Consider the following 24,854-nt stretch of genomic DNA (forward strand, 5'->3'; position numbering starts at 1 on the left):
TGTTTTCAGACGAAAACTCAGCGATGCCTTTGTTAACTACGCAAGCAGCTGCCCAGGTGATGGAAGCCGGTTCAGCCATAGTCAATATCAGTTCAGGAATGGCCCACAGCCCTTACCCCCAAGTCCATGTGTATTACGCCACCAAAGGCGCGGTCAACACCCTGACCCGCTCACTGGCAATGGAACTGGGCCCCCGTGGCATTCGCGTGATAGGCATCGCGCCGGGCTTCGTTCACACCGAAGGTAATGCAGAATCCGCACAAGGAATGGATGAGTTTTTCATCGCCAAAACGCCGCTGGGGCGTGTCGGCAAACCTGCAGACATTGCCGGTGCCGTGGCGTTCGCGGTTTCCAACGATTCCGCCTGGGTGACGGGCAGCACGCTGGATGTGGCAGGCGGGATGATTTTCTAAGCATGCCTCGCAATGCCGGTTGTGCAAAAGGGCAAGGCACCCGCTGTGGACAAGTGAGTGCTGGTGGTGAGTGCTGAGTTGCAGCCTCATCAGAGCTAGCACTTCAACGTCCGCTGCTGGCCGATTATGTTGAAAAGGTAGCTCCCCTATCTGGCCTGCGGCAAGAGGCCCATTTGAACCTGGCGTATCTCTGGCTCTCGGGGCAGCGATCTCTTTCGCTGGCTGTTCAGAGGTGCTGCATCGTTGCATGGACGCTGGGTTGGTCAAGGGCGAAGGCTTTGAAACCTGGCGCCTCGGTCAGTCTCGCCCCGTTCACTGATGCTTGGCGCCTGGTCGAGCAGCTGGATCAGGTGGCGAGTCTGTCGATCGATGAGCTGGACGATGAGGTGGTAACCAGTCACGAAGACCAGCGCGATGTTCTCGGCGAACTGGAAATCACTGCCCGTCTGATGATCACCGGCGGCGAGGCCAAAGAAGAGGCGCGCCTGAGTCGAGCCGATCGCAGCTTGATCCGCGAGTGCATTCTCGATGCGGCGCAGAACAGATGTCCATCAGCCACATCAGCTTGATGAACCCGTGAACAACCTCGCCGAGCGCGACCAGTACCTGGGCCGACCGATCATCATGGTCACCGACGAGGGTCATATCATCACCAAGAACCCGTTGCTGGCGCTGTTCGTGGTCAAGGGGACGAATATGTGGCGCAAGCTCGGCGCTTGGTTCTGGCTGGCGACGCAGAACCTTGCTGATTTTCCCACGGCTGCGCAGACCATGCTCAACATGATCGAATGGTGGATTTGTTTGAATATGCCGCCCGCGGAAATCGAAGAAATCGCACGGTTCAAGAAGCTTTCACCTGCGCAGAAAGCCCTGTTGCTCTCCCCCAGCAAAGAGCAGGGGAAATACACCGAGGGAGTGGTGCTGTCGAAAAAGCTCGAGACGCTGTTTCGAGCCGTGCCACCCAGTCTTTACCTCGCCTTGGCCATGACAGAGCCCGAGGAAAAAGCCGAACGCTGGACACTGATGCAGGAGAATGGCTGTTCGGAGTTGGAAGCGGCTTACCGGGTAGCTGAACGGATCGATAGCGCACGAGGAATAGAGCCCACATAAGGGAGGCGTGGCGCTCCAAGCTTTGGCCAATCCGGCAGCTAGCCGTTCAGCTAGCCGTTGGACACCTTTTCAACGTAGGCATCCATGAACCAGTCAGGGACCTCATCAACCTTGAACTCAAGGTCCGTCCCATCCGTAACTTCGGCCAGCAGCACCAGATCGGCACCGGAGTTATCGAAGATGTAGGCCCGGTCCGAAGCAGCAATAGCCACAGGCAGCAGGCTGAGGCAACGGCCGTAGCGCTGTACAATTTTTTCTGTGGGAACTGGGTGCCCACCTGCCGCGACACGGTTCCTGACCCTGTTGATATTGATGTCAGGGTCTTCAGTTGCCACAAAGTACAGGTAGGTTCGGTATCCAGACTCTCTTGCCTTGAGCATAAAGGCGATTTTGTCGTCGCTAGACATCACCGTTTCGAAGGTGAAAGACAACTGGTCTTCGAGGAGCTTGTTCCGGATGAAGTCAGAGAGCACGGAGGCAAAATAGGAGTTCATCGCGACCGTCTGGAAATTCAGGCCGTTGCTGCTAAAGCCTATGTTGGTCGCCTCCTCATCGAGACGGGCAGACCTGACCAGCCGATGCTCCCTAATGAAACCGAGAACCTCATCACCCTCAACTTCCAGTTGAAAATCACTGAACTCCAGACGACCGCTGTCTTTGGCAGCCTTCTCGATTTCATCCGGGTTAATGTAGATACCGATCAGATGGGAAGGGATGGCACTTTTCATCGTGCTCTTGCCGGAGCCGTTGGGTCCAGCAAAGACCCTCAACCGAGGGACAGTCATGAGCAACGGCGCACCTTGATGACGCCACCCAGAGTCACTTTGTGCTTGGGCTTGGCCACCCGAATGACTTTGTGCTTACCGTCAGCAGTCGTTTCAACAAGCATGCCGTTCATGACTTCCATCACACTGCGGCCGGCAGCCAGGGCGTTGATATAGGCGGTATTGATGGCGCCTTCAGCCATGACCGGGATCTTATCCTCCAGTCGACTCACCAGATCGTCACTCAACACTCGTTTGGCTTTCATATCGCGCTCCACGTTCTCAGAGCGTGCAGAATCTGCACTTAATCAGAATCTTAGCTACGTGAACCTGTTTGTGACAGGGCGAAAGCTACTTCTGCCAGCCTCCATTCTAGAGGAATGGCGTCTGGAACCATACCTTTCAAGAGATTTTCACGTTCGATGCATGACCGGTGGCATTTGAAGCAAGTACCGCCCTTGGTGCAGCGCCCAAATAAGGGAAGCACTGCCGTTCTAGAACCCTGTCAAAATGTTTTTTGGGGATCCGGACAGTCTTTAGGTGTCGTCGGGCAGGCTGTTTATCTGATGATTTTTTTGCTTTCCACAAACCATGGCACTGCAATCCTGGTAGATAGCCACATGAGGCACATCTGGAGGCCATGGTTCGGATGACTGCGCACTTGTCCCATACTGTGGTGCTGACCTGATCGAGCACTATGTCCGCCAAGCTGACCCGATCGGCCACCGAGTGTTCAGCAGCTTCTGCAAGAAGAACATGGGGCTGTTGAAGCATATTTTCGGCCTGCTTGGCGATAGCGACGACAACGTACAGAGAGTAATGCTGTCCTGGTTGAACAGGCGATCGAAAGTACCGGCCTGGCCAGGAACACTACGAAGAATTGTGGATTGAGTAGGATCAGCCTACTGCCAATGACAGGTATCACCCTTGCCCCCTACGCCACCCTTTTTTGAGGTCGTGCGCATGAAGCAACGCGTGACTTCATACGTCGCAGCTCGTCAGTTCCAAACCTCAAGCCATGTGTTCGCAAGAAGAATGGCATAATATGCCAATGAGCGGAAAAAACTTCTTATCGAAAGCTGGAGCTCATCATGGCGACGCGAAACGTTGTGCTCACCCCTCACCAGGAACAGGTTATCCATGACCTGGTGCAGTCCGGCCGTTATCAGAATGCCAGCGAAGTGATGCGAGAAGGTTTGCGTCTATTGGAACAGCGCGTCGCCGAAGACACCGCCAAAATCGAGGCCCTGCGTCAGGCGACTTCGATCGGCATCATGGACCTTGAGCACGGTCGCTTCACTCAGGTGAACGAAGGGGAACTGGATCACTACCTCGAGGACTTGAGCCTGGAGGCCACCCTCCCCGCGCGTGAGAAACGCTGAGCATGCCGCAGTATCGAATTTCCAACGCGGCGCGCGCCGACATTGTCGACATCCTCAGGCTCTCCCAGACGCAGTTCGGCGATCAAGCACGCCAGCGTTACCAAGCGCTGATCCTCGCGGCGCTGCAAGCGCTTGCCGACACGCCTCATCGCATTGGCAGCCGCGACCGCGACCGCGATGAGCTTGCACCGGGCCTTCGAAGCTATCACCTCATCTATTCGCGTCAGCAGGCCAAACAAACCCACGGAACGGTGAAAAGCCCTCGCCATATCGTGTTCTATCGTGTGGCAAACGACCATGTGATCGAGGTCGTCAGACTCCTTCATGACGCCATGGAAGTGCAGTTGCATTTGCTGGACGACTGATCAGAATCACAGATGCAGCGCAGACTCCCGCTGGCCAACCCCGCGGCGAGAAGGAACGCGCACCCGCAGCGCAATCAGCAGCGCAGCCAGCAGCATCACCACAGCCGCCGCTACGAATACGCCTGAGCTGCCGCCGAGGCTGAACATCGCACCGCCAGCGGCGGCGCCGGTGGCGATGGCTGATTGCACGGAAGCCACGACCATGCCTCCGGCGCTTTCCGCCTGGTCAGGGACCGCGCTGGCGACCCAGTTCGACCACGCTACCGGCACACCACCGAAGGCCAAGCCCCAGATTGCCAGCAGTACCGCCTGCCCCGGCACCGAGGCTGGCAACAACACCAATGCTAGTGCTGCAAGGCCGACCAGTGCGGGCATCAGCACCAGGGTGGCCAGCGGGTTTCGTTCCAGCAGCTTGCCGGCCAACAACGTGCCGACGAAGTTCGCCGCACCGAAGCCCAGCAGCATCAGCGACAGCCCTTGAGCGCCGATGCCGGTCGTGCCTTCAAGGAACGGCCGAACATAGGTGAACATCGCGAAGTGGCCGCTGTGCACCAGCACGCAACCGAACATCCCCATGGCAACGCCCGGACGCTGCAACACCTCTAAAATGGTACGCAGTCTTGCCGGCCGCCGCGGCGCCAGCCGCGGCAAAGTGAACGACTGGAAAGCCAGGGTCACCATGCCCACCGCCGCCGCTGCAAAGAACGCGCTGCGCCAGCCATACAGCCCGCCCAGATAGCTGCCCAGCGGCACCGCAACGACCGTGCCGATAGCGATGCCGCTGAAAATGATCGACAGCGCCCGGGGCAACAAGGCAGTCGGCACCAGGCGCATCGCTACCGCCGCTGCCATGCTCCAGAACCCGCCCAGGGCGACGCCCAACAGAATGCGCATCGACAACAGCACCGCGAAGCTGGAGGACACGGCGACCAGTAGATTGGAGGCGACCATCAAGGTAGAAAAACCCAGCAATACCCAGCGCCGGTCGATGCTGCGGGTCAGACCTGGCACCAGCAAGCCAGCGAACAGTGCCACCACTGCGGTCACTGTTACTGCCTGGCCAGCCAGCGCTTCGGATACGCCCAGGTCGGTAGCCATCAGCGTCAGCAAACTGGCCGGAAGGTACTCGGCGGTCAGCAATCCGAACACCCCCATTGCCAACGAGAAGACGGCCATCCACGCCGGCGTCGCAGGCTCTAGGTCCGCGTCGATACCGGTATGGCGGTCGGATACGGTGTTGCATACACCTTCAGTCATTGCTCAGATCTCCCAATCTTGATTACGAGCGGAAGTCTAGGCGCCGAGATCTGGATGATCTATGATCTGGAATCTCTGGTTTTTGACCGAAACACCTGAACGATGTCTGCAGATCAGTTTGCTCTTTCCTCGGATCTCATCAACGAACTGTTGCGCGGCATGCGATTGCGTGGCGTCGAGTACCGGCGTATCCAGGCGGGCCCCACTTTCGGTTTGGGTTTCGCGGAAAAGTCCGGGCACGCCTGGTTCCACTTCATCGCCGTCGGCGATGCGGTGCTGCAAATGGAGGATGGCAGCACCTACGCGCTATCTGCCGGCAATGCCGTGTTCATCTCCCATGGCGCAGCCCACCAGCTGTTTTCTCATCCGCACGCGCCAGTTCAAGACATCGACCGTCTGGACAGCGCACCGCTCGGTGATACCGTCAGCGAAGTGGATACCGGAACCGATGCCAGCGCCACGCCAAGCACAATATTGTTCAGCGCTTGCATGGAGTTTGAACTGGGCAGCCTCCATGGCCTTGGCCGGCTGATGCCGGGGCTGATGCTGATCAATGCCGGCGGCCAGCGTTACCCGGGGCTGGTGCCGATTCTGGCCACCATGGAGCGCGAGGTCAGCGCCGCCCGTATCGGTTTCGCCGGTATCCTTGCGCGGTTGGCCGACGTGGTGGCTGCCATGGTCGTTCGAGGCTGGGTCGAGTGCGCCTGCGGCAATGCCTCTGGGCTCGTCGCGGCCTTGCGCGACCCACGCCTGGCCGGTGCACTGCTGGCGCTTCATCAACAACCGGGTCGGGACTGGACCGTCGCGCAGTTGGCCGAGCACTGCAATACCTCGCGTTCAGCCTTCGCGGAGCGCTTCCAGGTGACGGTTGGCATGACGCCGCTGCGCTACGTGACCGAGCTGCGAATGCGCCTTGCAAGCCAGTGGCTAACCTTGGACAGGCTGCCGATCGAAGAGGTGGCGCAGCGCTTGGGATACACCTCCCAGGCCGCGTTCAGCCGCGCATTCAAACGCATTACCGGCAAAACGCCTGGACTGAGCCGCAAGGTGAGGCAAGCCGAACGCGGGTAGTGGAAGCAACAGAAATAGCCACTCGCGTACGCTGGTACACCCGTTGAAAGCGAGGGACGAAACTGGGAGCAACAGGGTGTTTTTCAGGCTGTAATCGCCGACCAGAAGTAAAGTGCTTTTCGAGGATCCGGACAGCTTCTGGATATCCCGTCATTGCGCACCTATCCGTCAACACACCAAGGCACCCCATGATCCGAGAACTGAAGACCTTCATCTGCGTAGCCCAGCGAGGCACCTTTGCCGCCGCCGGCCAGCAGGTCGGGCTGACCCAGTCCGCCGTCAGCGCGCAGATCAAAGGTCTCGAGGAAACACTCGGCGTCAAGCTGTTCGACCGCACAGGCCGTTCGGCCACCCTCAATTCGGCAGGCCAACGCGCCATACCAATGGCCGAAGAAATCCTGCGCCTGTTCGAGCAAATGGGCGCGGCCGACAGTGCCAATGGTTTCCAGGGCTCGTTGCGCATCGGCGCCATCGGCACGGTTCAGACCGGGATCCTGCCGCAGGCATTGGTGACCTTGAAATCACAGGCGCCGTTCATCGAAACCCACCTGGTGCCGGGTGTTTCGTTGAACCTGCTCAGTCAGGTGGATGCAGGTGAGCTGGACCTGGCCATCATGATCAAACCGCCCTTCTCGCTACCCAAGGATCTGCAAGCCGAAGTGATCGCGCGCGAGGCGTTCGTGCTGATCACCGCCAAGGATGTAGCAGGCGATGATCCGCTCAAGCTTCTCGCAGAACAGCCCTTCGTGCGGTATGACCGCGGATCGTTCGGCGGCCGCCTGGTCACCCAGTTTCTCAAGGAACAAAAGATCCACGTTCGCCAAACCCTGGAATTGGATGAGCTGGATGCAATTGTAAAGATGGTGCGCAGTGGGCTGGGTGTTTCGTTGGTACCCAAAGCGGGTCTATGGCTCGAACATTCGGAGAACGTGAGAGTGCTGGAGCTGCGTGAGCTGACGTTTTTCAGAGAAATCGTGCTGGTAGCCAAGTACCGACAAAAGCATTCGCCACTGTTCAATCTGTTTCGAGACTGCGTTCTGCAGGCGGTATAAAGCTTAACGAACGCTTGATTCATCAGAATAATTGGAGCTCGGAACCCAAGATTTGCGCTTTCACTCGGGGTATTTCCGGATAAGAATTGATAAAAATCAAAACCAGTCCAAAGGAAATCACCGTGAGCCTTTCGCCCTTCCACCTTGCAATCCCCGTGTACGACCTGGCCGCCACCCGTCACTTCTACGGTGAGGTGTTCGGCCTTGCCGAAGGCCGCTCGAGCGCACAGTGGGTAGACTTCGATTTCTACGGCCATCAACTGGTCATCCATGAGCACCCCAAGACGGCTTCGCAGGAAAGTGTGCACAGCAACGCGGTGGACGGCCACAACGTACCGGTCCCGCACTTCGGCATCATTCTGGAATGGGCGCAGTGGGAGGCCCTGGCAGAGCGCTTGAGGGCGCGCGGAACCGAGTTCGTGATCGAACCCTACATCCGTTTCCAGGGCCAGGTCGGCGAGCAGGCCACCATGTTCCTGTTCGACCCCTGCGGCAACGCGCTGGAGTTCAAGGCCTTCAAGGACATGAGCCAGCTGTTTGCCAAGTGATTCAGCTGACTGTTGCTCGCAGCCGAGCAACGTTCTCATCAATACGGTTCTGGATCATGCGCAAGGTGTCTTGAGTAATGAGCTGCGGATACAGGTCCTGAGCAATAGTCGCGAACCGGCTGGCCACATCACAAATACCCTCGATCATTTTGCTTGCGGCAGCCGGGGCGAGCTCTGCTTCCTCGGCAAGCCGCAGCATTTGCGTACGTGAAATCGCCAGCGCCTCACCCATCACATCCATCTGGTGGTATCCGCCTGGTCCTTCGCAGAACGTCACGTCGTAGGCCGGCGACAATCGCCACTGACCGTCGCGCGTCATGATGTAGGCAAAGTTCTTCGGGTGATCGTCCCGGTTGTTAAACGCGACATTGAAGACCGCACGCTCGAACGCCGTTGCCATCGCTCGCACGTCGTTGGTACACATATGCGTCGCCCGCAGGAAGTTGACGTAGTCCAATACGCCCGGTGATCTATAGTCGGCCCCGGTAAAGGCTGCGAGGCTTTGCATCGGGATGCGCAGGCCACCCCGGCGGTCAAAACGCTTGCTGGCAAATGCAGCCAACCCGCCCGGCAGACCGAAGTACTGGGTCTCGGGCGTTTCGATCCCGCACATGCGCAGGCACTCGGCATAGACCATTTCAATGGCGCACACCTCCGCATGTTCGTCCTTGGCTGGAAACTTCACCAGCCAGGCCTCGAAACCAGGCATCACCGCCGTGGTGAATCCGCCCGTTGCCGGGTCGCGATGAACAAGCGCTTTGGGCCTCGCACCCTGAGGCGAGCCGCCCACCAGAAGCAGGGTCTGCAAGAACTCACCGCCGTCTCCCTGGAGCACTTCCTGCACTTCGGTTGCAAGTTGTTCCAAAGGAATATGAACATCGGACTCCTGCCCCTCGGGTACCACCGGCTCGAACGTCATGGCGCCCATCGCATTGCTACCGATGTAGGCCAGCCGTTGCAGCGTACCGATTCGCGCCGTGCCGAGCCCACGACGCCTGAACATGCGATCCATCAGCAACATGCCCCAGCCGTCTGGTAACGCGTCGTAGACGGGTCCTGGCAGATGCCATTGGTGGTCTGGAAAATCCCGTCGCAATCGAGCACCTTTCAACGGCAGCCTGTAAGACGACAGCTCAAAGCCCTTTTCCCTGGCTTCATTGCTGTACTCGAACACGATCACCGGACGACCCGTCAGGGCAGTGGTAGACACCAGCGTGCCCCACTGCCATCGCTCGCCCCAGCCCTCGTAAAAAACGTTCACCTGCTCAGGCATTGCCAGTCTTCCTTTTAGAGCGAAGACGTTTGGCACTGTTTTCATAGCGCTGGATGTCATCGATGCTTTCCAGCCTGGGCATGAACAAGCCATCGAGCTCTTGGGCTCGACCCAATGCCATCGCCACCCTGACCAGGTTCTCGAACCCGACATTGCGTCCGGCTTCAAGGTTGGAAACGGTGTTGGTGCCTATGCCGGCGCGGGCCGCCAGATCGGCCTGGGTCATGTTCAGTGCCAGCCGCTCGGTGCGCAAGCGCCCGCAAAGGCGCTTGGCGATCTCGGCTGGCTTGTTGAAATATAAATCCAACATTGCGAAACCTCGGGGACTGTCTGGCGTAGTGACCCACATTATAGGATGGGCATGCATCCAAGGTAAAATTTAAATCCCTTATGCTGTTGGTTATGTCAATTTTATCGACTTATGCCACAACTTATTGGATTTATGATTTTTCAGGTCACATACAGTCCACATGACCTCGCCTCGCACCAGCACCCTGAGCGGACCTGAGCACGTCTGTGAAACGCATTTTCTACAGCATCAGGTCGCTCCGGCATGGGCCTGGTCTCCAATGATGGCACCGTTGAACCTTCACAATCGCTTCCGAGTCGGACCATAGGGGCCAAAGTGCCCCTGTCGTCCCCTCAGGAGCTTCAGAATGACCACCCCCAATCCTCAGCCGTTACCCCAGGACGCTGTGGCGGTAACTTCCCTGCATGTTCTGACGGTCAATACCCACAAGGGCTTCAGCCCGCTGAACCGGCGCTTCGTGCTGCCCGAGTTGCGCGAGGCTGTTCGCACGCTGGGCGCCGATGTGGTGTTCCTGCAGGAAGTGCTCGGGATGCATCGCTCCCATGGGCAGCGCTACGACAACTGGTCGGACGTTCCCCAATACGAATTTCTCGCCGACAGCATGTGGCCGGTGTACGCCTACGGCCGCAACGCGGTGTACCCGGACGGCGACCATGGCAACGCGCTGCTGTCCAAGTTTCCCATCGTGCGCCACGAAAACCTCGATGTCAGCGTCAATGGCACCGAGGAGCGTGGCCTGCTGCATTCGGTGCTGGCCGTACCGGGGCATGGAGAAGTGCACACCGTCTGCGTGCACCTGGGGCTGAGCGAAAGCCAGCGTCAGCAGCAACTGAAGTTGCTGTGTCGGCTACTTGACAGCCTGGATCCGAAGGCTGCCGTTATCGTCGCCGGCGATTTCAACGACTGGCGCGTGCGTGCCGACGAAGCCCTGGCGAGCTGCCACATGACCGAAGTGTTCGTCGAAGCCTTCGGCAGCGCGGCGAAGACATTCCCGGCCCGACTGCCACTGCTCAGGCTCGACCGCATCTACATTCGCAACGCGACAGCCCACCTGCCCAAGGTGCTGTCGCGCAAACCCTGGTCCCATCTTTCCGATCATGTGCCCCTCGCAGTGGAGGTTCGCTTATGAGCGAGCAATGGCGTGACAACAATGAAATCCAGCTGCTGATCAACGGCGAGGAGTTCTTCCCGGCGGTGTTCGAGGCTATCGGCCAGGCTCGAGAGGAAGTGTTGATCGAGACCTTCATCATCTATGAAGATGAAGTAGGCAAGGATTTGCAGCGGGTGCTGATCGAAGCGGCGCAACGTGGCGTGCGTGTGGAAGTGCTGGTGGACGGTTACGGCACGGCGGAGCTGAGCACGCAGTTCCTGCGCGAACTGTCCGATGCGGGCGTGAAACTGCTGGCCTTCGACCCGCAGCCGCGGGTAATGGGCGTACGCACCAACCTGTTTCGTCGGCTGCACCGCAAGATTGCGGTCATCGACGGCGAAATCGGTTTCGTCGGTGGCATCAACTACAGTTCCGACCACCTGGCCGACTCCGGCGATCCGATGGCCAAGCAGGACTATGCCGTGCGTGTACGAGGCCCCATCGTGGCCGACCTGCACCGAGCCACCCTGGCACTGCTCGACCGCACCAGCAAGGTCGTGCGCGACCGTGCGCCATGGCGCTCGCGCAGCCCGTCGCCCGATGCCGACAGCGCCAGCGCGCGGCTGCTGCTGACCATTCGCGACAACAACGAACACACCACCGATATCGAGGACCACTACCTCAAGGCGATTCGTGGTGCGCGTGAACGGATCATCATCGCCAACGCCTACTTCTTCCCCGGCTACCGTTTTCTGCGCGAACTGCGCAATGCGGCCCGGCGCGGCGTCGACGTGACTCTGATTCTGCAGGGCATGCCCGACATGCCGCTGGTGCGCCTGTGCTCGCGCCTGCTTTACAACTATCTGCTGCGTGACGGCGTGGTCATCCGCGAGTACTGCCAGCGTCCGCTGCATGGCAAGGTCGCGGTGGTGGACCGGGAATGGTCGACCGTGGGTTCCAGCAACCTCGACCCGCTGAGCCTGTCGCTCAACCTGGAAGGCAACCTGATCATCAAGGACCGCCGTTTCAACCAGCGGCTGCACGATCACCTGCAGGAACTGGCCGAAAGCACCTGCAAGTCGATCAGCCTGCAACGGGTTCTGCGTGGGTACTGGTGGCGCGCGCCGATCATCTTCCTCACCTTCCACTTCCTGCGCCACTTTCCGGCCATGGTGGGGTTCATTCCAGCGCACTCGCCCAAGCTGGTACCGCTGATCGACGTTGAGCCGCAGCATTGCCAGGCGCCGTCGCTGGATCACAAGGAGACGGTATGACGACTTCATCGCAGAGCGCGCCGAAGGCCTCGCCGAAATCCAGCAAGTGGGTATGGGCCAAGCGCATCATGACCGTGCTGTGCTTCATCCTGGTCCCGGTGCTGGTGTTCATGCTGGTGAAAAACCTCGACTGGCAGGAGGTCAAGCATGCGCTGAGCTCCTACAAGATGAGTACCTTGTTGATCGGTGCCGGCATCGTCGCAGCCAGCTACCTGACGTTCGCCAGCTATGACTTGCTGGCCAAGCGTTATATCGGCCACGAAGTGCCCAGTCGGCAGGTGCTGCCATTGGCCTTCGTGTGCTATGCGTTCAACCTCAACCTGGGCTCGTGGGTCGGCGGGATTGCCCTGCGTTATCGCCTGTACTCCAAGCTGGGTCTGGATGTGCCGGCCATTACCAAGATTCTCAGCCTGTGTCTGATCACCAACTGGCTGGGCTACCTGTTCGTGGCCGGTACGCTGTTCGCCATGGGCCTGCCGGCACTTCCCGAAGGTTTCAAGATCGGCAGTACCGGGCTGCAGATCATCGGCGTAGTGATCATCCTGCTTGGGCTGGCGTACCTGGCGGCCTGCCGCTTCTCGAAGAAACGCACCTGGACGATACGCAAGCAGGAGATTCTTCTGCCGTCGTTCAAGATGGCGCTGACCCAAGCCTGTCTGGGCGCGTTGAACTGGAGCCTGATGGGCTTGCTGGTGTGGTCGTTGCTGCCCGAGAAGGTCGGCTACCCGACCATTCTGGCGATCCTGCTGATCAGCAGCATTGCCGGTGTGATCACCCATATCCCAGCCGGCCTCGGTGTGCTGGAAACCATCTTCATCACCCTGCTGCAAGGGCAATACTCCAAAGGTGCGCTACTGGCCGCATTGATCGCCTACCGGGCGCTGTATTTCCTGCTGCCGCTGGCTATTGCCTGCGTGGTGTACCTGGTGCTGGAGAAACGCACCCGAACCATCGAGAAAAACCGCGAGTCGGGCGCCAGCAGCGGCGCCGGATAGCGGTATGAGCTAACGCCTGACCAACATCGAGCGCACGGTGTGGATCAGGTGGTCCAGGCTGAACGGCTTGGTCAGCACATGAGCAACAGCTTCGGGCAACTCGTCCATGGCTGCGGTCTGATCCACATAGCCGGTAATGAACAGTACCTTCAGACCCGGCTCCATCGCCCAGGCAGCATCCGCCACCTGACGACCATCGAGCCCACCCGGCAGGCCGATGTCGGTGATCAACAGGTCGGCCTTCAAGCCGCCTTGCACCAGTGACAGGCCCTCTACGCCATTGGCCGCTTCCAGCACTCGATAGCCCTTCTCCCGCAACGCCTCGCCCACCATCTGCCGCAACGTTCCTTCGTCGTCGATCAAAACGATGGTTTCACCGGTGGCTTCGGTGTCTATCAGGGCTCCGGTCAGTACCGGCAGCGTCGCACCGATCTCGCCGGTGTGTCGCGGCAGGAACAGGTGCATTGCGGTGCCCTGCCCCAGTGAGGAATCGACGCGAATCTGCCCGCCCGACTGGCGTACGAAGCCGTACACCATCGACAGGCCCAGGCCGGTGCCCTGACCCAATGGCTTGGTGGTGAAGAACGGATCGAATACCCGTGCGATGGTCTGCGGATCCATGCCGGTGCCGCTGTCGGTCACACTCAGGCACACGTACTGGCCCGGCTGCAGATCGTTCTCGGTGCGGGCTCGGGCGAACTGATGGTGATTGCGCGCGCGCAACCACAGGCTGCCGCCCCCCGGCATTGCATCACGGGCGTTGATGCAGAGGTTGAGCAATGCGCTTTCCAACTGGTTGGCGTCGACGCGCACCCACCAGACATCGTCGTCGCCCTGGGCACTGAACTCGATGCTCGGGCCCAGCGTCTGGCGTACCAGGTCTTCGAGGTCGGCGATCAGGGCCTTGGGCTCGACAGCCCGTGGCGCCAGGGTTTGACGACGCGAGAACGCCAGCAGCCGATGAGTCAGGGTGGCGGCCCGGGCCGAGGCCCCCTGTGCAGCGTCGATGTAACGCTTGAGCTCGCCGATGCGGCCCTGTTCGACACGTTGGCGCAGCAGTTCCAGGCTGGCGCTGATGCCGGTCAGCAGGTTGTTGAAGTCGTGGGCAAGCCCGCCGGTCAACTGCCCGACCGCTTCCATCTTGAGGCTGTGGCGCAGTTGTTCTTCGACCTGCTGCAGCATCAGCGCACGCTCGCGCTCTTCGGTCACGTCGCGGCCTACGGAGTGGAATGAGTCTTCGGCAGGCACCGCTGCCCAGGCAATCCAACGGTAACTGCCGTCGCGGTGGCGCAGGCGGCAGGTCATGTCATGCAGGCGTTCGCCGCGATACAGCGGCACCATCGCAACCGCTACCGCTTCATGATCGTCGGGGTGGATCAGGTCGATGGCGTGATGGCCAACCAGGTCCTCGGCGCTCCAGCCCAGCACCCGCGACCAGGCCGGATTGATGGCTGTGATTTCAAGCCTGCGGCTGGCCACCAACATGATGTCGGATGAAAGGTCCCAGAAGCGGTTGCGTTCGACCGTGCGCGCCATGGCTTCACGCTCGAAGCCTTCGGCTGCCTGCTCGGCCTTGTCCCTGGCCTGCAATGTCGCGGTGGTTTCGATGACCGTGTCGAGCATGCCCACGATGGTGCCATGTTCGTCGCGTACAGGGCTGTAGCAGAACGTGAAATACGCCTGCTCGGCCCTGCCGTTGCGCTGGATGACCAGCGGGAAGTCCTCGATGAAGGTCGCTTCGCCCTGGAAGGCGCGCGTCATTATCGGCTCGATGTCGTCCCACACTTCGTTCCAGACGATGTGCATCGGCACCCCGAGCGCCGGCGGCTTGCCCGCCAGCAAGGGCTCGAACGCATCGTTGTACAGGGTGATGCGCTCGTCCCCCCAGGCCAGACAGCCGGGGAAGCGTGATGCCAGCAGCATATCGACGGCAATGCGCAACACGGCAGGCCAACTGTGGATCGGCCCCAGCGGCGTCGCGGCCCAGTCGTGACAGCGTACTTTCTCGCTCATGCCCTCTCGGGAAAAGGGAAACGGGTGGGTCATGTTCAACTCGGGCAGTGGATCGCCCAGCAACGATAGCATCCGCGCGATTCTTCGGCGACCCACCTGCGCCCAGCGCTGTCAGGCAAAACCGGTCACCACGTGTGGCACGTAGGGGCCTTCGAGGCGCGCCGTTTCCTCTTCGCTCAACGACAGTTGCAGTGCAGCCAGGGCATCGTCCAACTGCACGGCCTTGGAAGCACCGACGATGGGCGCCGACACGCCGCGCTTGTTCAACACCCACGCCAGCGCCACCTGCGCCATGGGCACGCCGCGTTCCTTGGCGATCTGCTCGACCACGTCGATCACCTTGCCATCCTCGACCTCGGTGGCAGCATAGAACGACTGCCCGGAAATGTCGGTGCGGGTGCGTTCGGTCTGCATGCCGTGCGGGCGCGTCAGCCGGCCGCGGGCCATCGGGCTCCAGGGCATCAGGCCGACGCCCTGATCCAGGCACAGGGGAATCATTTCGCGCTCTTCTTCGCGATAGATGAGGTTGAGGTAGTTCTGCATCGAGACGAACCGGCTCCAACCGTGGCTGGCCGCGACCTGTTGGGCCTTGGCGAACTGCCAGGCGTACATCGACGAGGCCCCGATGTAGCGCGCCTTGCCCGCTTTCACCACGTCGTGCAGGGCTTCCATGGTTTCTTCGATGGGCGTGTGATAGTCCCAGCGATGGATCTGATAAAGATCGACGTAGTCGGTGCCCAGCCGCTGCAGGCTGGCATCGATGCTGGCCATGATCGCCTTGCGCGACAGGCCCTGCTCATTGGGCTTTTTCGAGCCTTCCCACATGTTGGCCGGAAAGAACACCTTGGTGGCGATCACGGTTTCCTCGCGACGGGTGAACTCCTTGAGCAATTTGCCGACGATGACTTCGGAAGTGCCGGCCGAGTAACTGTTGGCCGTGTCGAAGAAGTTGATGCCCTGCTCCACCGCATGCTTGATGATCGGCCGACTGGCATCCTCGTCCAAGGTCCAGGGGTGGGTGCCGGCATCGGGCTCGCCGAAGGTCATGCAGCCCAGGCACAGGCGGGAGATGTCCAGGCCGGTGTTGCCCAGCTTGACGTAGTTCATGGAGAGGCTCCTGCGGAGGACCGCGCGACATGCCGGTCCGATGCCTTTACCTTAGCGCCCACTCCTATCGGACATAACCCCCAGGCATCGCACCTGAGCTATGCAGAAATTCACAAGCGTGGCAGCACTGCCATGCAGTGCCGCACGAATTCGCTGACCGCCTGGATGCGTGGCGTTGCGCGCACGTCTTCGTGGAACGCCATCCAGACCTCGATGTTCAAGGTGGCCGCTTCCGGGTCGACCCGTTGCAGGCCATGTTCGGCGGCAATGAACGCCGGCAGGCAGACGACACCCGCCGCACCGGCGGCAGCCAGTGCCTGCACGCGCAGGTCGTTGCTGCACAGCACGAATTCGCCGTCCTCGGCCTGCTCGACCAGCCAGCGATGCTGAAGGGATTTGGCCTGCGAAGCGTCGTAGCCAATGAAGCGCGGCTTCGTTGACTGCGCCAGGTAGGCAGGGCTGGCGTACAGCGCATAGTCCAGGTGCCCGAGCAGACTCGCCACCAATGTCGACTCCAGCGGCCGGGCCAGGCTGACGGCGACGTCTGCCTCCCGGCGCGCCAGCGAGGTGCGCGATTTGGTGCCCACCAGGCGCAGCGACAACGCCGGATGCTGCGCCAGCAGGGTACCGGCGTGGGGCGCAATCAGGCTGCCCAGCAATACGGGCGGTGCCGACAGCACCACTTCGCCCTGCACGTCCGGCTGGTCGGCGCCCGCGTAATGCTCAAGGGCGAACGAAGAGGTGCTCATCTGCTCGGCGAACTCGGCAATCCGCAGCCCCTGGTGGGTCAGCACGTAGGCACGCGAGCGGCGATCGACCAGCTTGAGATTGAGCGCGGTTTCCAGTGACGCAATGCGCCGCGCCACGGTGGCATGGTCCACCGCCAGCGCCCTGGCCGCCGCCGTCAACGAGCCCGCCCGCACGAAGGCCGCAAAGTGCCTCAGATCTTCCCAATCGAACATGGATACCTCGCCTGTGATCAGGCCATGATACCCCCACCCCCCTTCAAAACGCGCAAATGCCCTGTAGGAGCGGTCCGCGGCCACGAACCAGACGCCACGGAGCATCAGGCAAACTACGGGGCCCTTTTCGCGGCCGATGACCGCTCCCACAGGGAACACAAGCTACGTCACCGCGCAGTCATCTGGATACTTCGTTGACCTTGAACAACCACTCGAATGCCTGCGGCAGCGTGGGTGTTGCCACATCGATCGGATTCGCGGCGATCTGGTCGGTCGTGCGCTGGAAGAGATCCCTGACCCCCGGCAGCACCGCGACCGGCATGTCAGCGGCACGCAACTGCCGCTCAGCTTCTTCGACTTCCTTCAAGCGACGCGGCGCATGCAGTACATGGGTGCGGATCAGGGCACCGAGAAAATCGCGCAGGCTTGCCTGATCAATGTCGCTCAAAGCGTCGTGCAACTTGTCACTGACGCCTTGCTTCTCCGCGGCCATGAAACATTCGATAGTCAGGGCTTCCAAGCCTTTGGTGAATACGCTTCTGAGGATCTTCAGGGCCGCCGCATCACCGGCTGCGCCGTGCTCCACTGGTTTGAGCGGCGCGCCGGCGAAGGCGAACAACGTCAGGGCGCGCTCGATACCAGTGCCGGCGCCCAGCAAGTTGGTTTTTTCGTGCGTCAGCGCAATCGCACCGAGGATGGCCACATCGACATAACTCACGTCGAATTCTGCGGCACGTTGCGCCGCCGTCCTGATCAATGCGGGATCGGCAGTGGTCATGTCCACATATAAAGCGTCCTTGGCCATATGCGCGAGCGCCTGCTCGGCGACGGACAGCGACACCGTACCAAACACGCACGATACCAGTACGTCACAGCTTGGCGCGATATCTGCAACCGATGTACAGATATCGCTGCCTGCCTGCGCAGCGAAGGCCGCCGCAGCAGCGGACGGCTTCAGATCGCACAAAACGACTTCGTGCCCAGCTGCCGCCCAGGGTCTTGCATAGGTCAGTCCGACTTCGCCTGCACCGATAATTCCGATTTTCATGCTGTATCTCCTGCAATCAGTGAGCGGCGTAGGCGCCCTTGTAAGTGCCTGCGGCGATCTGCGCCATCATTTCCGCTTCCTTTTGTTCGGTCGCATGACAGGCGCTCAACAGCTCGGCCGCGCGCGATGCGGCGAAGGCGACGATGCCATCGTGGTCACCGACGACGAAGTCGCCCGGCGACACGATCATCCCATCGATGCTCACTGGAACGTTTATCTCACCAGGTCCGTTCTTGTAGGGGCCCAGATGAATGCCGGCCCGCGCGAACATCGGAAACATACCCTTGCCAATGGTTGCCAGATCGCGAATCGCGCCGTCAATCACCACACCCGCCGCGCCACGTTTTTCAGCAATCGCCGCCATGATGTCGCCCATCAATGCACGGCTGACATCGCCGCCGCCATCGACCACCAGTACGTGGCCAGGTTCGAGCAGTTCAAGGGCCTGATGAATGGCTCGGTTATCGCCATTGGCTACTTTTACCGTCAAAGCGATACCAGCCATGGTCCCTTCGATCTTGTGAAAGGGGCGCAACGCTGCGCCCGGCAAACGATCCAGACAGTCACTGATGATCGAAGTGGAGGTGCGGGCAAATGCGGTTACCAGTTCGTCACGTTCGGATGAGGCGAGTACGGCAGTCATAGACAGTTCTCCGATGGCAGATAACACCAGCATAAACAGGCTATGAAATAGAAAAAGCGATATTATTCAATATCCAATCATTCTATTAAGGAATGGACATGATCACCCTGCGCCAATTGCTTGCTTTACACTGGATAGAGCGGCTCGGAACTTTCGAGCGCGCTGCAGAGCACCTGAGCACCACTCAGTCCGCCATATCCAAACGCGTTCAGGAACTCGAGGCGTCGACCGGAATGCAGCTGTTCGACCGTTCGCAACGCGGCGCCCGGTTGACCAGCGCTGGCGAGGAACTGTTAGTGATAGCGCGGGAAATGCTCGGGCTCGCCGAGCGCATCGACTCCCTCAAGGACGGTACCCAAGTGGTGAAGCGCCGGCTAAGGTTGGGTGTGACCGAACTGACCGCATGGACTTGGCTGCCGCGATTGGTGACGCGGCTGGTAACCGATTATCCGGGACTCATTATCGAGCCAGAGGTCGACATGAGCCGCAACCTCCATGAAAAGCTCATGGACGACATGATCGACCTGATCATCATTCCCGACACCTTTACCGCGCCGGAAGTGACCTCTGTCGCCTTGGGCGAGGTCGAGAATGCCTGGATGGCCGCACCGGGCCTGATAGGCCACGATGAGGTGCTGGACCTCGCGGAACTGGCGAAATACCCAATGCTGGTTCAAGGCAAGAAATCGGGCTCGGGACTGTTCGTGAACAAATGGCTGCGTACCTTGGGCGTCGACCTGCCCAAGACGCTGTCCTCGGACAGTCTGACCGCCATGCTCGGACTGACAGCCGCAGGCTTGGGTGTGACTTATCTGCCGTTGGAATGCTTTCGGCCATTGGTGGACGAGGGCAAACTTAACATCATCCGCACAACCCCCACATTACCCCCAGTGCCCTACAAGGCGATGTATCGAAACGATCGCCCTTCAGCGTTCATGACCGAGGTGTCGGGGCTGGCAGTAGAGCTGTGCGACTTCACTCGCCAGTTGCAACGATGAGCCCGGGGCACCGTGCATTCGGCGCCCCATTGCGTATTACCAGGATCAACGCAACGTTGTCATTGCGCGGCGGGCTCGACCTGATCAGCCGGTTCGGCAATGGTCAGCACGAAGGCCAGGGCCGCCAGCGAGCAGATCCCCAGGAAAATGAAGACCGCTGTCCAACTGTAGCTGTCCAGCAGAAAGCCGGTGACCAGGGGTGCTATTGCTCCGCCCGCCTGCCCTGCGCTGTTGACCAACGAGGCCGCAACCGGGTAAGTGGAGCGGCTGGTCAGGCCCATGGAATAGACCGAAAACGACGAGTAACCGATGTTCAGCAGGAAGCCCGTGCCGAACAACAGCAAGCTTACTGCCAACAGCCCGTTGGGCGCATAAACCAAGGCCACCATCATCACGCAAGTGGCCACCGCGCTGATCATCATGGTGGGCTTGCGACGACGGTCCAGAATCCGGTCCGAGAACCAGCCGCCGACGATGTTACCCAGTACTCCACCGGCAAACGGCAGTGCGGCGATGAAGCCAACCTGCATCAGTTCGAAGTGCTTCACTTCGCTCAGGTACTTGGGTAGCCAGGCCAGCAGCACATTGACCACGCCTGTCATCAGCAAATAACCCAGGCCACAGCCCCAGATGTTCCAGGAGGCAAATACCGATTTAGAGGAAGCCAGGGGTGCCACTCGCTGGTAGCGCAGCACTTTGTCCAACGCGCCGAAATCTCGCTGACGGCGCTTGGGCCCGCTCTCGGCCGGGGTCTGATCTTCGATATGATCGGCTTCGGCACCGTTGACCCGCTTGCAGGCACGGGGATCGTTTGGCACTACCCACCACCAGATCAATGCCAGCAGCAGGCCGGGGATGGCGAAGACGATGAACATGGTGCGCCAGTCGTAAAGCATGATGATGGCGGCGCCCACGGGTGGGGCTATGACGGCGCCCATCTTGGCGGCAGAAAGGAATGCGCCCGTGGCCAAGCCCTTCTCACCCGCTGGAAACCAGCGATTGATGGTGCTGAGCATGGACAGCGGGAGTGCGGCTTCGGCGATGCCCAAGGCGGACCGATAGAGTTTGATCATGCCGAAGTTATGCGCGGTTCCGATCAACAGGGTGACGATCGACGTCAGCGTGATCGACACCGGCGCGACGAGCCGCACGCCAAACCGGCTAATGATGAAGCCTGCCGGAATCTGACCCAGTGAATAGAACAGGAAAAACGCACTGACGAGCATGCCAGCCTGCGCGTTGCTGGCGCCAAATTCCTTCTGAATATACGGCAGAGCGATGCCGATATTAGCGCGATCGGCAGCGGCCAGCATGTACACCACGACGATCACCGACAGCACTATCCAGCGATACTTCGACCTGGCCGACCGAGCGGCGGCCTCGGTGTGGGCTAATTCGACCATGAGCGTTCCTTTATTATGTTTGTTCGATGGTCAATCTTGGCCAGCTGCGCGAAATAGAAAAAGCGATAAATAAGCACATTCATTCATTCTCTATTGGCATGACACGGCGCACAAACGTGCCCGCGTCGTTCACGCCGATGCACCGCCAACCGTGCTTCCCGACAACAACGCGAGGTTAAATCCGATCACCTGCGCCACGCGCGCCGAGCATGGTTGGCTTTTCGGCCGGGTTCTATCCCCAGTTCTACGGGCAGTCAGACGAGACCGACCGTGCCACAAAAAAACACTTGCCGAAGCTCGTTCTTGGTATACCATAATACCAGATACAAACCCTCCAAGAAGGAAACAGGCATGAGCTTCGAGATCCGCAAAATCGTCACTTACTCCGAAGAGACCCTCATCGAAGGCGGCAAGGCCACCGACAGTCCCGTGACCATGGTTGGCCTCGCGGTGGTCATGAAGAACCCGTGGCTGGGCCGCGGCTTCGTCGATGACCTGAAACCGGAGATCAAGGCCAACTGTTCGGACCTCGGGGCCCTGATGGTCGAGCGCCTGGTGGCCAGCATCGGTGGCGCGGACAAGATCGAGGCCTACGGCAAGGCGGCGGTGGTCGGTGCCGACGGCGAAATCGAGCACGCCTCGGCCGTCATCCACACCCTGCGCTTCGGCAACCATTACCGCGAGGCGGTGCAAGCCAAGAGCTACCTGAGCTTCACCAACAAGCGCGGCGGCCCTGGCACCTCGATCCAGATCCCGATGATGCACAAGGACGACGAAGGCCTGCGCTCCCACTACGTCACCCTGGAAATGCAGATCGAGGATTCGCCGCGCGCCGACGAGATCGTCGTCGTCCTGGGCTGCGCCAACGGCGGGCGCCTGCACCCGCGGATCGGCAACCGTTACATCGACCTGGAAGAGCTGGCTGCCGAAAAGGCCCAGTGACCCACTTGACTCAGGAGCGCTCCATGATTCGGCTTACCGCTGAACGCACTGCGGCCGGTACCAGTTACCTGGCCGCGGGTGACGGCCCGCCCGTGGTGTTCATCCATGGAGTGGGCTTGAACAAGGAAATGTGGGGAGGCCAGTTCGTCGGGCTGCTGCCGCACTATCGGGTCATCGCCTACGACATGCTCGGGCATGGCGCCAGTGCGTTGCCTGCGCCAGGCACGGCGTTGCTCGGTTATGCCGACCAATTGCTCGAACTGCTGGACCACTTGCAGGTGCCCGCAGCGACGGTCATCGGTTTTTCCATGGGCGGGCTGGTGGCACGGGCGTTCGCCCTGCACTACCCCGAACGCCTGCAGGCCCTGGTGGTGCTCAACAGCGTGTTCAACCGCAGCGCCGAACAGCGCGCCGGGGTGATAGCGCGCACCGGGCAGGCTGCCGAGCATGGCCCGAACGCGAACGCCGAGGCGGCGTTGTCGCGCTGGTTCAGCCGCGAGTATCAGGCGGCCAACCCGGCGCAGATCGCCGCGCTGCGCGAGACCCTGGCCAGCAATGATCCTCAGGGCTACTTAACCACCTATGAGCTGTTCGCCACCCAGGACATGTACCGCGCCGATGACCTCGGCAGCATCGCGGCGCCGGCGCTGATCGCCACGGGTGAGCTCGACCCGGGCTCCACGCCACAGATGGCCCGGGAAATGGCCGAGCGCATTCCCCACGCCGAGGTAGCGATACTCCACGAGCAAAGGCATATGATGCCGGTGGAATCACCCCGGCTGGTCAACCAGATGTTGTTGGATTTTCTCACCCGGGCCCAGCGCCTGGACAACCAGGCACAGGGGATCGTCGCATGACCCTTTCACGCTTTCAGATGTGCATCGACGGCCAGTGGGTCGATGCGCTGTCCGGCAAGACCTTCGAGAGTCACAACCCGGCCCTGGCCCAACCCTGGGCGCTGTTGCCCGACGCCGACGAGGCCGACGTCGACCGCGCCGTGCAGGCCGCACAGCGGGCGTTCGAGGCGCCGGCATGGCGCGGGCTTACCGCCACCGCCCGGGGCAAGCTGCTGCGCCGACTGGGCGACTTGATCGGCGAGAACAAGGAAGCGCTGGCTCAGCTCGAAAGCCGTGACAACGGCAAGCTGATCCGCGAAACCCGCGGCCAGGTGGGCTACCTGCCCGAATTTTTCCACTACACCGCAGGCCTGGCAGACAAGCTGGAGGGCGGCACACTGCCGCTCGACAAGCCCGACCTGTTCGCCTACACGGTGCACGAACCGATCGGCGTGGTTGCCGGGATCATTCCCTGGAACAGCCCGCTGTACCTGACGGCGATCAAGCTGGCGCCGGCCCTGGCGGCCGGCAACACCATCGTTCTCAAGCCCTCCGAGCATGCCAGCGCCACCTTGCTGGAATTGGCGCGCCTGGCTCTGGAAGCCGGCATTCCGCCGGGCGTGGTCAACGTCGTCACCGGCTACGGCCCGAGCACCGGCGCTGCCCTCACCCGCCACCCGTTGGTGCGCAAGATCGCCTTCACCGGCGGTGCCGCCACCGCGCGCCATGTGGTACGCAGCAGCGCCGAAAACTTCGCCAAGCTGTCCCTGGAGCTGGGCGGCAAGTCGCCGAACATCATTTTCGCCGATGCCGACCTGGACAGCGCCATCAACGGCGTGGTGGCCGGCATCTACGCCGCCTCGGGGCAGAGCTGCGTGGCCGGCTCGCGCCTGCTGGTGCAGGACGAGATCTACGACGAGTTCGTCGAGCGTCTGGTCGAGCGCGCCAAGCGCATCAAGATCGGCAACCCCCAGGACGAAGCCAGCGAAATGGGCCCTATGGCCACCGCCCAGCAATTGGCCGTGGTCGAAAGCCTGGTCGCGCAGGCGCTGGAAGAAGGCGCTACCCTGCGCATGGGCGGTCAGCGCGCACAGACCGACAGCGACGGTTGGTACTACCAGCCGACCCTGTTCGAATGCGACAACCACTCCATGAAGATCATGCAGGAGGAAGTCTTCGGTCCGGTGGCGTCGGTCATCCGCTTCTCCACCGAAGCAGAAGCGCTGGCCATGGCCAACGACTCCCAGTTCGGCCTCGCCGCCGGCATCTGGACCCGCGACCTGGGCCGTGCCCACCGCCTGGCCCGTGACGTGCGTTCCGGTATCATCTGGGTCAACACCTACCGCGCGGTATCGGCCATGGCGCCGATCGGCGGCTTCAAGAACAGTGGCTATGGCCGCGAGAGCGGCATCGATTCGGTACTGGCCTACACAGAACTCAAGACGGTATGGATCAACCTGTCCCAGGCCCCCATGCCCGACCCATTCGTGATGCGTTGAGGTAATTTGAAATGATCGAACCCGGCATCTACAAAGAAGTGATGGCTTCGTTCCCATCCGGCGTGACGGTGGTTACCACGCTGGACCCGGAAGGCGGCATCGTCGGCATCACTGCCAGTGCATTCAGTGCGCTGTCGATCGACCCGGCGCTGGTATTGTTCTGCCCCAACTACGAGTCGGACACCTACCCTATCCTGCGTGACAGCAAGCGCTTCGCGATTCACTTGCTGTCCGCAGACCAGCAGGCGGAGGCCTACGCCTTTGCCAGCAAGGGCAAGGACAAGGCGCGGGCCATCGCCTGGCACCTCAGCGAGCTGGGCAACCCGCTGCTGGAGAAAGCCACGGCCATCATCGAGTGCGAACTGTGGCGCGAGTACGACGGTGGCGATCACGCGATCATCGTCGGTGCAGTGAAGAACCTGATCCTGCCCAGCGAGCCGTTGACGCCCATGCTTTACCACCGCGGCAAACTGGGCGCATTGCCGACCCTGGGATGATC

25 protein-coding genes and 2 pseudogenes are annotated in these 24,854 nt (G+C 60.8%); 16 read left to right on the top strand and 11 right to left on the bottom strand.

Going from position 1 to position 24,854, the window contains the following annotated elements:
- Positions 1-23: 23 nt before the first annotated feature.
- Together IFT44_RS03390 and IFT44_RS03395 are read left to right on the top strand one after the other, a co-directional pair.
- Positions 24-413 (top strand): SDR family NAD(P)-dependent oxidoreductase, encoded by a 390-nt coding sequence (locus tag IFT44_RS03390; protein WP_244652073.1) that lies wholly within the window; start codon positions 24-26, stop codon positions 411-413.
- 278 nt (positions 414-691) lie between these two features.
- Positions 692-1,523, top strand: a pseudogene (locus IFT44_RS03395) (hypothetical protein); the annotation flags it as partial.
- Between the two features lie 50 nt (positions 1,524-1,573).
- Here the strand turns inward: IFT44_RS03395 and IFT44_RS03400 are convergent.
- Together IFT44_RS03400 and IFT44_RS03405 are read right to left on the bottom strand one after the other, a co-directional pair.
- Positions 1,574-2,308 carry a zeta toxin family protein gene (locus IFT44_RS03400; protein WP_020300911.1) on the bottom strand — a complete coding sequence of 245 codons (735 nt, stop codon included), beginning with the start codon at positions 2,306-2,308 and terminating at the stop codon, positions 1,574-1,576.
- Positions 2,305-2,553, bottom strand: coding sequence for a hypothetical protein (locus IFT44_RS03405; RefSeq protein ID WP_020300912.1), 249 nt, complete (start codon positions 2,551-2,553; stop codon positions 2,305-2,307). The genes IFT44_RS03400 and IFT44_RS03405 overlap by 4 nt, the downstream gene beginning before the upstream one ends.
- 376 nt (positions 2,554-2,929) lie before the next feature.
- Here IFT44_RS03405 and IFT44_RS21115 point away from each other — a divergent pair.
- The 3 genes and pseudogenes from IFT44_RS21115 to IFT44_RS03415 form a co-directional block, all read left to right on the top strand.
- A pseudogene (locus IFT44_RS21115) lies at positions 2,930-3,178 on the top strand (hypothetical protein); the annotation flags it as partial.
- 200 nt (positions 3,179-3,378) lie between these two features.
- Positions 3,379-3,669, top strand: a complete 291-nt coding sequence (locus IFT44_RS03410; protein ID WP_122477720.1) for a type II toxin-antitoxin system ParD family antitoxin — start codon at positions 3,379-3,381, stop codon at positions 3,667-3,669.
- A gap of 2 nt (positions 3,670-3,671) precedes the next feature.
- Complete coding sequence (locus IFT44_RS03415) at positions 3,672-4,034, top strand: type II toxin-antitoxin system RelE/ParE family toxin (RefSeq protein WP_192175414.1); 363 nt, start codon at positions 3,672-3,674, stop codon at positions 4,032-4,034.
- Between the two features lie 6 nt (positions 4,035-4,040).
- Here the strand turns inward: IFT44_RS03415 and IFT44_RS03420 are convergent, their stop codons facing one another.
- Entirely contained in the window at positions 4,041-5,291 is a 1,251-nt protein-coding gene (locus IFT44_RS03420; protein WP_192175415.1) for an MFS transporter, read from the bottom strand.
- A gap of 102 nt (positions 5,292-5,393) precedes the next feature.
- On the opposite strand from IFT44_RS03420, the gene IFT44_RS03425 reads away from it, so the two are divergent.
- From IFT44_RS03425 to IFT44_RS03435, 3 genes are all read left to right on the top strand, one after another.
- Complete coding sequence (locus IFT44_RS03425; protein WP_192175416.1) at positions 5,394-6,362, top strand: AraC family transcriptional regulator; 969 nt, start codon at positions 5,394-5,396, stop codon at positions 6,360-6,362.
- Between the two features lie 188 nt (positions 6,363-6,550).
- The gene (locus tag IFT44_RS03430; protein WP_192137313.1) at positions 6,551-7,414 is read left to right on the top strand and encodes a LysR family transcriptional regulator; all 864 of its coding nucleotides are present in this window, start codon (positions 6,551-6,553) and stop codon (positions 7,412-7,414) included.
- Positions 7,415-7,536: 122 nt separating this feature from the next.
- Positions 7,537-7,962 (top strand): VOC family protein, encoded by a 426-nt coding sequence (locus IFT44_RS03435; protein ID WP_122477711.1) that lies wholly within the window; start codon positions 7,537-7,539, stop codon positions 7,960-7,962.
- A gap of 1 nt (position 7,963) precedes the next feature.
- On the opposite strand, the gene IFT44_RS03440 is transcribed toward IFT44_RS03435, so the two are convergent.
- Both IFT44_RS03440 and IFT44_RS03445 read right to left on the bottom strand, forming a co-directional pair.
- A complete protein-coding gene (locus IFT44_RS03440; protein ID WP_122477709.1) occupies positions 7,964-9,235 on the bottom strand; it encodes a type II toxin-antitoxin system HipA family toxin in 1,272 nt (423 codons plus the stop codon).
- Positions 9,228-9,545, bottom strand: coding sequence for a helix-turn-helix domain-containing protein (locus IFT44_RS03445; RefSeq protein WP_122477707.1), 318 nt, complete (start codon positions 9,543-9,545; stop codon positions 9,228-9,230). The genes IFT44_RS03440 and IFT44_RS03445 overlap by 8 nt, the downstream gene beginning before the upstream one ends.
- A 346-nt stretch (positions 9,546-9,891) precedes the next feature.
- Between IFT44_RS03445 and IFT44_RS03450 the strand changes: the two genes are divergently transcribed.
- The 3 genes from IFT44_RS03450 to IFT44_RS03460 are packed head-to-tail and all read left to right on the top strand — an operon-like array spanning position 9,892 to position 12,904.
- Entirely contained in the window at positions 9,892-10,674 is a 783-nt protein-coding gene (locus IFT44_RS03450) for an endonuclease/exonuclease/phosphatase family protein (protein WP_192175417.1), read from the top strand.
- Complete coding sequence (clsB, locus tag IFT44_RS03455) at positions 10,671-11,909, top strand: cardiolipin synthase ClsB (protein WP_122477704.1); 1,239 nt, start codon at positions 10,671-10,673, stop codon at positions 11,907-11,909. Before IFT44_RS03450 ends, clsB begins: the two co-directional genes overlap by 4 nt.
- On the top strand, positions 11,906-12,904 hold the full coding sequence (locus IFT44_RS03460; protein ID WP_192137321.1) for a lysylphosphatidylglycerol synthase domain-containing protein: 999 nt from the start codon (positions 11,906-11,908) through the stop codon (positions 12,902-12,904). Before clsB ends, IFT44_RS03460 begins: the two co-directional genes overlap by 4 nt.
- Before the next feature lie 9 nt (positions 12,905-12,913).
- Here IFT44_RS03460 and IFT44_RS03465 read toward each other — a convergent pair whose 3' ends face one another.
- The 5 genes from IFT44_RS03465 to IFT44_RS03485 all read right to left on the bottom strand — a co-directional run bounded on the left by IFT44_RS03465 (position 12,914) and on the right by IFT44_RS03485 (position 18,677).
- Positions 12,914-14,989: a hybrid sensor histidine kinase/response regulator gene (locus IFT44_RS03465; protein WP_244652074.1), complete on the bottom strand. Its 2,076-nt coding sequence runs from the start codon at positions 14,987-14,989 to the stop codon at positions 12,914-12,916.
- A gap of 39 nt (positions 14,990-15,028) precedes the next feature.
- Positions 15,029-16,024 (bottom strand): aldo/keto reductase, encoded by a 996-nt coding sequence (locus IFT44_RS03470; RefSeq protein WP_192175418.1) that lies wholly within the window; start codon positions 16,022-16,024, stop codon positions 15,029-15,031.
- A 110-nt stretch (positions 16,025-16,134) separates the two neighbouring features.
- Positions 16,135-16,986 (bottom strand): LysR family transcriptional regulator, encoded by an 852-nt coding sequence (locus IFT44_RS03475; protein WP_192175419.1) that lies wholly within the window; start codon positions 16,984-16,986, stop codon positions 16,135-16,137.
- A gap of 178 nt (positions 16,987-17,164) precedes the next feature.
- The gene (locus IFT44_RS03480) at positions 17,165-18,034 is read right to left on the bottom strand and encodes an NAD(P)-binding domain-containing protein (protein ID WP_185793186.1); all 870 of its coding nucleotides are present in this window, start codon (positions 18,032-18,034) and stop codon (positions 17,165-17,167) included.
- A gap of 16 nt (positions 18,035-18,050) precedes the next feature.
- Positions 18,051-18,677, bottom strand: coding sequence for an RraA family protein (locus tag IFT44_RS03485; protein WP_192059728.1), 627 nt, complete (start codon positions 18,675-18,677; stop codon positions 18,051-18,053).
- Positions 18,678-18,775: 98 nt separating this feature from the next.
- Here IFT44_RS03485 and IFT44_RS03490 point away from each other — a divergent pair, with 98 nt between their 5' ends.
- The gene (locus IFT44_RS03490) at positions 18,776-19,675 is read left to right on the top strand and encodes a LysR family transcriptional regulator (RefSeq protein ID WP_185793184.1); all 900 of its coding nucleotides are present in this window, start codon (positions 18,776-18,778) and stop codon (positions 19,673-19,675) included.
- Between the two features lie 59 nt (positions 19,676-19,734).
- Here the strand turns inward: IFT44_RS03490 and IFT44_RS03495 are convergent, their stop codons facing one another.
- Positions 19,735-21,078, bottom strand: coding sequence for an MFS transporter (locus IFT44_RS03495; RefSeq protein WP_185793183.1), 1,344 nt, complete (start codon positions 21,076-21,078; stop codon positions 19,735-19,737).
- Between the two features lie 351 nt (positions 21,079-21,429).
- Between IFT44_RS03495 and IFT44_RS03500 the strand changes: the two genes are divergently transcribed.
- The 4 genes from IFT44_RS03500 to IFT44_RS03515 are packed head-to-tail and all read left to right on the top strand — an operon-like array spanning position 21,430 to position 24,852.
- A complete protein-coding gene (locus tag IFT44_RS03500) occupies positions 21,430-22,020 on the top strand; it encodes an amino acid synthesis family protein (protein WP_192055351.1) in 591 nt (196 codons plus the stop codon).
- A 23-nt stretch (positions 22,021-22,043) separates the two neighbouring features.
- Positions 22,044-22,877, top strand: a complete 834-nt coding sequence (locus tag IFT44_RS03505) for an alpha/beta fold hydrolase (RefSeq protein WP_122477695.1) — start codon at positions 22,044-22,046, stop codon at positions 22,875-22,877.
- Complete coding sequence (locus IFT44_RS03510) at positions 22,874-24,355, top strand: aldehyde dehydrogenase (RefSeq protein ID WP_122477694.1); 1,482 nt, start codon at positions 22,874-22,876, stop codon at positions 24,353-24,355. Before IFT44_RS03505 ends, IFT44_RS03510 begins: the two co-directional genes overlap by 4 nt.
- Positions 24,356-24,366: 11 nt before the next feature.
- Entirely contained in the window at positions 24,367-24,852 is a 486-nt protein-coding gene (locus IFT44_RS03515) for a flavin reductase family protein (RefSeq protein WP_185793181.1), read from the top strand.
- Positions 24,853-24,854 lie beyond the last annotated feature (2 nt).

The sequence above is a fragment of the Pseudomonas sp. CFBP 13710 genome, from assembly GCF_014842235.1.
Taxonomy (GTDB): Bacteria; Pseudomonadota; Gammaproteobacteria; order Pseudomonadales; family Pseudomonadaceae; genus Aquipseudomonas; species Aquipseudomonas baltica.